Source organism: Pseudomonas syringae (genome assembly GCF_021606685.1).
Classification (GTDB): domain Bacteria; phylum Pseudomonadota; class Gammaproteobacteria; order Pseudomonadales; family Pseudomonadaceae; genus Aquipseudomonas; species Aquipseudomonas syringae_R.
Genome location: NZ_WKCB01000132.1, coordinates 1 through 7,385 on the forward strand (window position 1 = coordinate 1; position 7,385 = coordinate 7,385).

5 protein-coding genes are annotated in these 7,385 nt (G+C 62.2%); all 5 read left to right on the plus strand.

Annotation, left to right across the window (positions count from 1 at the left end):
* The first annotated feature begins 281 nt into the window (after positions 1 to 281).
* The 5 genes from GIW02_RS26625 (at position 282) to GIW02_RS26645 (ending at position 7,218) form a co-directional block, all read left to right on the plus strand.
* Positions 282 to 1,928 carry a GMC family oxidoreductase N-terminal domain-containing protein gene (locus GIW02_RS26625; RefSeq protein WP_236419117.1) on the plus strand — a complete coding sequence of 549 codons (1,647 nt, stop codon included), beginning with the start codon at positions 282 to 284 and terminating at the stop codon, positions 1,926 to 1,928.
* A 65-nt stretch (positions 1,929 to 1,993) separates the two neighbouring features.
* On the plus strand, positions 1,994 to 3,616 hold the full coding sequence (locus GIW02_RS26630) for an MFS transporter (protein ID WP_236419119.1): 1,623 nt from the start codon (positions 1,994 to 1,996) through the stop codon (positions 3,614 to 3,616).
* A 225-nt stretch (positions 3,617 to 3,841) separates the two neighbouring features.
* Positions 3,842 to 5,791, plus strand: a complete 1,950-nt coding sequence (locus GIW02_RS26635) for a DNA topoisomerase III (RefSeq protein ID WP_236419126.1) — start codon at positions 3,842 to 3,844, stop codon at positions 5,789 to 5,791.
* Between the two features lie 132 nt (positions 5,792 to 5,923).
* Positions 5,924 to 6,364, plus strand: coding sequence for a CBS domain-containing protein (locus tag GIW02_RS26640; RefSeq protein WP_236419121.1), 441 nt, complete (start codon positions 5,924 to 5,926; stop codon positions 6,362 to 6,364).
* Between the two features lie 8 nt (positions 6,365 to 6,372).
* Complete coding sequence (locus GIW02_RS26645; protein ID WP_236419124.1) at positions 6,373 to 7,218, plus strand: NAD-dependent protein deacetylase; 846 nt, start codon at positions 6,373 to 6,375, stop codon at positions 7,216 to 7,218.
* Positions 7,219 to 7,385: the final 167 nt, after the last annotated feature.

A 7,385-nucleotide genomic window follows, 5' to 3' on the forward strand; every position in this document is an offset into this window, starting at 1 on the left:
CTGCGGGTGGTGGGGGCGGGGCTCGCGTGGGTGGGGCGGCACCACCCCCAAAAAACAGGAAGGGGGGGATTTAGGAGGGAGCGGCGGTGCCGGAACCTGGGGCCGCTTTGCGCCCCAACGCGGGCAAGCCCGCTCGCCACAGCAAGCTCGATCGCCGCGCAGACCCGCACTATTCTGCGGCGCTGTTCAAAAACGCACAGCAGCTGGGTAAAAACTAACATTTTTAAGACGAAAACTAACAACTAGGATGGAGCCAATAAGAAAAACAAGCGAGACTTCAGATGCCCATTGCAGCTGCTGAATACGATTACGTGGTAGTAGGCGCCGGCCCCGCAGGCTGCCTGCTGGCCAATCGACTGTCCGCCAACCCCGCCCACCGCGTGCTCTTGCTGGAAGCCGGTGGCCGCGACAATTACCCCTGGATCCATATCCCCGTCGGCTACCTGTTCTGCATCGGTAACCCGCGCACCGACTGGTGTTTCAAAACCCAAGCCCAGCAAGGCCTGCAAGGCCGAGCGTTGAGCTACCCACGCGGCAAGGTGCTGGGCGGCTGCTCGTCCATCAACGGCATGATCTACATGCGCGGCCAAGCCCAGGATTACGACGGCTGGGCGGCGGAAGGCAACGCAGGCTGGGCCTGGAAAGACGTGCTGCCGCTGTTCAAGCAAAGCGAAAACCATTTTGCCGGCGGCTCGCAATTTCACAGCGACGGCGGTGAATGGCGGGTCGAGCAACAGCGTCTGCATTGGCCGATCCTGGATGCGTTTCGCGATGCGGCGACGCAAAGCGGTATCGCGCCTATCAGCGACTTCAACCAGGGCGACAACGAAGGCTGCGGCTACTTCCAGGTCAATCAGAAAGCCGGGGTGCGCTGGAACGCGGCCAAGGCGTTTCTCAAGCCGATCCGCCAGCGGCCCAATCTGACGGTGATAACCCAGGTGGAAGTCGACCGTGTCGTGCTCGAAAACGGCCGCGCTTCGGCAGTGGTCGGGCGCCAGCTGGGGCAACAGGTCAGCTGGAAAGCGCGCAAGGAAATCGTCTTGTGCGCCGGTTCCGTCGGCTCGCCGGGCATTCTGCAGCGCTCGGGGATCGGCCCGTCCAGCGTGCTCACGCCACTGGGCATCAATGTGCTCCACGAACTGCGCGGCGTGGGTGGCAACCTGCAGGACCATCTGCAATTGCGGCTGATCTATAAGCTGGAAAAAGCCCGCACCCTGAACCAGATCGCCGGCACCGTCTGGGGCAAGATGGGCATGGGCCTGCGCTACCTGTACGACCGCAGCGGGCCGCTGTCGATGGCGCCCAGCCAGCTCGGCGCGTTTGCACGCTCCGGTCCGGAGCAGACGTCCGCCAACCTTGAATACCATGTGCAGCCGCTGTCCCTGGAGCGCTTCGGCGAGCCGCTGCACGCGTTCCCGGCCTTTACCGCATCGGTCTGCGACCTGCGCCCGCAAAGCCGTGGGCGCATCGATATCCGCTCGGCCAACCCTGCGGATGAGCCGCTGATCCAACCCAACTACCTCAGCCACCCGGAAGACCTGCGGGTGGCCGCCGATGCCATTCGCCTGACCCGGCGCATCGTCGCCGCCCCGGCCCTCAGCCAGTTCAAACCGGTGGAATACCTGCCCGGTGATGCGCTGCAAACCCAGGACGAGTTGTACGAAGCAGCCGCCCGCATCGGTACCACGATCTTCCATCCGGTGGGCACCTGCCGCATGGGCAGCGACAAAGACGCCGTGGTCGACGCGCAACTGCGCGTGCATGGCGTGCCGGGGCTGCGCATTGCCGATGCCTCGATCATGCCGCGCATTACCTCCGGCAACACCTGTTCACCCACGCTGATGATCGCCGAAAAGGCCGCGCAGCTGATCCTTTCGCCGACTACAAGGGGTCTCGCCCCGGAGAAAGAACTGGTTCATGCAATCTGAATAGCGGCGCCACACCTGGCGCCGACAGTGGAACAACAATAAATAATCACTGTGAGGGCTACCCGATGTCAGAACATGCTCAACCCCTGGGCTCGACAATAGACGCGAGCGCCGGCAACGATTCAAAGAAAGTCATCTTCGCCTCGTCCCTTGGGACGGTGTTCGAGTGGTATGACTTTTTCCTTTACGGCGCCCTGGCGGCGGTGATCAGCAAGCAGTTCTTTGCCGGGGTCAACGACACCACCGCGTTTATCTTTGCCTTGATGGCCTTCGCCGCCGGCTTCGTCGTGCGACCGTTCGGCGCGCTGGTGTTCGGCCGCCTCGGTGACATGATCGGACGCAAGTACACCTTCCTCGTCACCATCATCCTGATGGGCGTGGCCACCTTCTGTGTCGGCCTGTTGCCGACCTACGCCAGCATCGGCATCGCGGCCCCCATCATCCTCATTGTGCTGCGCATGCTCCAGGGCCTGGCGCTGGGCGGCGAATATGGCGGCGCGGCGACCTATGTGGCCGAGCACGCACCGGCGGGCAAACGCGGCTTCCACACCAGCTGGATTCAATCCACCGCGACGCTTGGCCTGCTGCTGTCGCTGTTGGTGGTACTGGCCTGCCGTTACTTCACCGGCGACCAGTTTGAAGTGTGGGGCTGGCGTATTCCGTTCCTGTTTTCCATCGTGCTGCTGGGTATTTCCACCTGGATCCGCATGAGCCTGCACGAGTCGCCGGCGTTCCTGAAAATGAAAGAGGAAGGCAAGGCCAGCACGTCGCCGATCCGCGATTCATTTGGCAAATGGGAAAACCTCAAGATCGTGTTGATCGCCCTGTTCAGCATCAACGGCGGCCAAGCGGTGACCTTCTACGCGGCGCAGTTCTATGTGCTGTTCTTCCTCACGCAGTTCCTGAAAATGGACCCTGCCCTGGCCAACATGCTGCTGATCATCAGCGTCGTGATCGGCGCGCCGTTCTTTATCTTCTTTGGCTGGCTGTCGGACAAGGTCGGCCGCAAGCCGGTACTGATGCTCGGCCTGCTGCTGGCGACTGCGCTGTACTTCCCGATCTTCAAGAGCCTGGCGCACTACACCAACCCGGCGATGGACCAGGCCAGCCGCCAGGCACCGATCACGGTGCTGGCTGACCCGGCCACCTGCACCTTCCAGTTCGACCCGGTGGGCAAGGCGAAATTTGACAGCCCGTGCGACAAGGTCAAGACCTTCCTGGTCAAGCAGGGCCTGCCCTACAGCAGCGCCGCCGCCCCTGCGGGCAGCCCGGTGCAGGTGAGCGTGGGTGACGTGCGCATCGACGGCTTTGACGAAAAAGCCCTGCGCGGCGCGGTGACCCTGGCCGGCTACCCGTCTTCAGCGGACGTGGCCCAGGTCAATAAAACCATGGTGGTGGTGCTGATCGTGGCACTCATCCTGATTGCCGCCATGTGCTACGGCCCGCTCGCGGCGTTGATGGTGGAGTTGTTCCCGACGCGTATCCGCTACACCTCGATGTCTCTGCCCTACCACATCGGCAACGGCTGGTTTGGCGGGTTCCTGCCGACCGTGTCGTTTGCGCTGGTGGTTTACACCGGCGACATCTTTTATGGCCTGTGGTACCCGGTGGTAGTGACCGGGGTGAGCCTGGTGGTGGGGATGATCTGCCTCAAGGAGACGCGGCACGTGGATATCGATAACAACTAACTATTTTTGAACACTGCATATCCCCTGTGGGAGGGGGCTTGCTCCCGATGGCGGTGAATCAGTCAATGATATTTTGGCCGATACACCGTCATCGGGAGCAAGCCCCCTCCCACATTTACTTTACAGCGCCTACACAAATTGCTGTACATCCATACAGATAATGGTTGCCGAATGGGTGCCGACTAAGCATCCTGCACAGCATCAACCCGATCTGATGTGATGACCATGCGGCTGTACCTCTGTGAAAAACCCTCCCAGGCCAAAGATATCGCGGCCGTGCTCGGCGCCAGCCGGCGCGGTGACGGGTGCTGGCTGGGGAATGGCGTCACAGTCACCTGGTGCATCGGCCACCTGCTGGAAACCGCCCCGCCGGATGCCTACGACGCCAAGTACAAGCGCTGGGTGCTGGCCGATCTGCCGATTGTCCCGGACAAATGGAAGATGCGGGTCAAGCCCAAGACCGCCAGCCAGTTCAAGGCCGTCAAACGCCTGCTGGGAGAAGCCCAGGAACTGGTGATCGCCACCGACGCCGACCGTGAAGGCGAGATGATCGCCCGCGAACTGGTCGAGCATTGTCGCTATCGCGGGCCAATCCAGCGGTTATGGCTGTCGGCGCTGGACGAGGCTTCGATTCGCAAGGCCCTGGCCGCGCTCAAGCCTGGCGCGGAAACCTTCAGCCTGTACCACTCGGCCCTGGGCCGCTCTCGCGCCGATTGGCTGATCGGTATGAACATGAGCCGCCTGTTTACCCTGCTCGGGCGTCAGTCCGGTTATCAGGGCGTGCTGCCGGTGGGCCGGGTACAAACGCCGACCCTGCGCCTGGTGGTGGACCGCGACCGCAGCATCGCCGATTTCGTGCCGGTGGCGTACTGGGCCATCGATGTCGACCTGCGCCACGCACACATGACCTTCACCGCCCAATGGCGCGCAGCCGAAGACGCCTGTGACGACCAGGGTCGCTGCCTCAACCCGCAACTGGCGCAGGAGGCGGCGAATGCCATGACCAATGCCGCCAGCGCGCGCCTGGTAAAACTGCGGACCGAACGCATGCGCGAAGTGGCACCCCTGCCTTTCGACCTCGGCACCCTGCAGGAAATCTGCTCCAAAAAGCTCGGCCTCGGCGCCCAGGAAACGCTGGATATCGCGCAATCGCTTTACGAAACACACAAGGCCATCACCTATCCACGCAGCGACTGCGGCTACCTGCCCCTGAGCCAGCATAGCGACGCGCCCAGCATTCTCGCCGCACTGGGGCGTGCAGACGCGGCAGTCAACGAGCTGATGCCGCATATCGACCCGCAACGCCGCTCTCGGGCCTGGAACGACGCCAAAGTCAGCGCGCACCACGGCATCATCCCTACCGGCGCGGGCAAGGATGTCGGCCAACTCAGCGGCAAGCACCGTGCGGTCTACACCCTGATTCGCGCGCGCTACCTGGCGCAGTTCCTGCCCAACCATGAATACGATCGCACCCAGGCCGACTTCGACTGCGCGGGCCAAGCGTTGCGCGCAGTGGGCAAAGTAGTGATCGAGCCAGGCTGGAAACGCGCCTTGCCCGAAGCCCTGGCCCCGGCCAAGGGGCGTGAAGCGGCCGCGCCACAGGCGCTGCCGGCATTGGTGCAGGGCCAGGATTACGCAGTGGCCAAGGTCAACCTCAAGGACATGTGGACCCAGCCACCCAAGCCGTTCACCGAAGGCGACCTGATCAAGGCGATGAAAAACGTCGCCAAACTGGTGGAAGACCCACTGCTCAAGCAAAAACTCAAGGACACCACTGGCATCGGCACTGAAGCTACCCGCGCGGGGATCATCCAAGGGTTGCTGGACCGTGGTTACCTGGTGAAAAACGGCAAGGCGCTATCGGCCACGCCGGCGGCGTTCAGCCTGATCGACGCGGTGCCCCGGGCTATCGCCGACCCCGGCACCACCGCCATCTGGGAACAAGCGCTGGACATGGTGCAAAGCGGCGAGATGAGCCTGGAAGAATTCGTCGCCAAGCAGGCGGCCTGGATGAGCAAGCAAGTTGCGCGCTGCAATGGCATGCGCATGACCATCACCGGCCCCGCCAGCCCCGCAGGCCGAGGCGCCACGCCGTGGAAAACCAAACGCAAAAGCACACCCCGCAAGTCGGCGGCCAGCCACAAGCGTACAAAAAAGCCGACAAATACCGGGTAACCGTCGAAAAAATCCGGCGAATGACGTTTTTCGACGAGTTTAACGCCGCTTTGGACCTTGCTCCGGCGCTGGCCGTCTAGGATTCTGTAGGGGATCAGCTGACTACCTAACAACAACACTGGAGTGGCCGCCATGAAAACCGTCGCACAAGTGCTCAAAGCCAAGGACCAGAAAAACCAGGACGTCCACACCATCCAATGGGACCACACCGTGTTTGAAGCGCTGGTCCGGATGTCGGAGAAAAACGTGGGGGCCCTGCCGGTCGTCAAGGAAGGCGTAGTGGTAGGCATCATCAGCGAACGGGATTACGCCCGTAAACTCATCCTCAAGGGGCTGTCGTCGGTCACCACGCGGGTCGACGAAGTCATGAGCTCCCCGGTGATCACCGTTGACACCCATAAAAGCGTCGATGAATGCATGAACATCATGACCGACAGTCACCTGCGTCACTTACCCGTCGTCGAAGACGGCAAACTGCTGGGCCTGCTGTCCATCGGCGACCTGGTAAAAGAAGCGATTGCGGAACAGGCCGACCTGATCAAACAGCTGGAGCAGTACATCCGAGGCGAATAGGCGAACCCATGCTCGACACGCTGGAACATCAAGAAAACCACCTCGAAACCTTGTACCGCGCCATGGCGGATCGCCACTTTGTGGTGTTGACCGGTGCGGGGATCAGCACGTCGTCGGGCATCCCTGACTACCGCGACAGTGAAGGTGTGCGCCGGGGCAAGGCGCCGATGATGTACCAGGAGTTCCTGGCCACACCTCAAGCGCGGCGCCGTTACTGGGCCCGTGCCATGTTGGGTTGGCCACGGGTGCGTATTGCCCAGCCGAACCAGGCCCACCGGGCACTGGCGACCTTGCAGCAGCGCGGACGTATCAGCGGGCTGATCACACAAAACGTCGATACGTTGCACGACCAGGCCGGCAGCCATGATGTGATCGAGTTGCATGGCAGCCTGCACCGCGTGCTGTGCCTCGATTGCCAACTGCGCAGCACACGGGATGTGATCCAGCGACAGATGGAAATCGACAACCCGTATCTGGCGCACGTGCACGCAGTGCAGGCGCCCGACGGCGATACCCTGCTCGACTCTACCTTTGAAGAACACTTTCAGGTGCCCCACTGCCCCCATTGCAATGGCGAGCGGCTCAAACCTGACGTGGTATTTTTTGGCGAGAACGTCGCCCCGGCGACTGCTGCAAAGGCAATGACCGCCGTCAAGCAAGCCGACGGCCTGCTGGTCGTGGGGTCGTCGCTGATGGCCTATTCAGCGTTCCGCCTGTGCAAGGCGATGGTCGAACACGGCAAGCCGGTGATTGCCATCAACCTCGGCAAGACCCGTGGAGATGAGCTGCTGCAGGTAAAGATAGAGGCATCGTGCGAAACGTTATTACCGCTGCTGGCCAACCGATTAGGCTAAAGCCCACCGCCCCTGTTGCCGAAGGGGCGCTTGTGTGACGAGCGGGCCTGTGTGGCAAGCAGGCTTGTGTGGCGAGCGGGCTTGCCCGCGTTGGGCTGCAAAGCAGCCCCAGTAAAGCAGAACGCGCAATCTCAGACATAACGCGGCGCCTGGCTTAGGGGCCGCTG

Excerpts from the sequence above, each read along its gene's own strand:
- GIW02_RS26645 (WP_236419124.1), top strand. The coding sequence starts at position 6,373 with ATGCTCGACACGCTGGAACATCAAGAAAACCACCTCGAAACCTTGTAC.
- GIW02_RS26625 (WP_236419117.1), top strand. The coding sequence starts at position 282 with ATGCCCATTGCAGCTGCTGAATACGATTACGTGGTAGTAGGCGCCGGC.
- GIW02_RS26630 (WP_236419119.1), top strand. The coding sequence starts at position 1,994 with ATGTCAGAACATGCTCAACCCCTGGGCTCGACAATAGACGCGAGCGCC.
- GIW02_RS26635 (WP_236419126.1), top strand. The coding sequence starts at position 3,842 with ATGCGGCTGTACCTCTGTGAAAAACCCTCCCAGGCCAAAGATATCGCG.
- GIW02_RS26640 (WP_236419121.1), top strand. The coding sequence starts at position 5,924 with ATGAAAACCGTCGCACAAGTGCTCAAAGCCAAGGACCAGAAAAACCAG.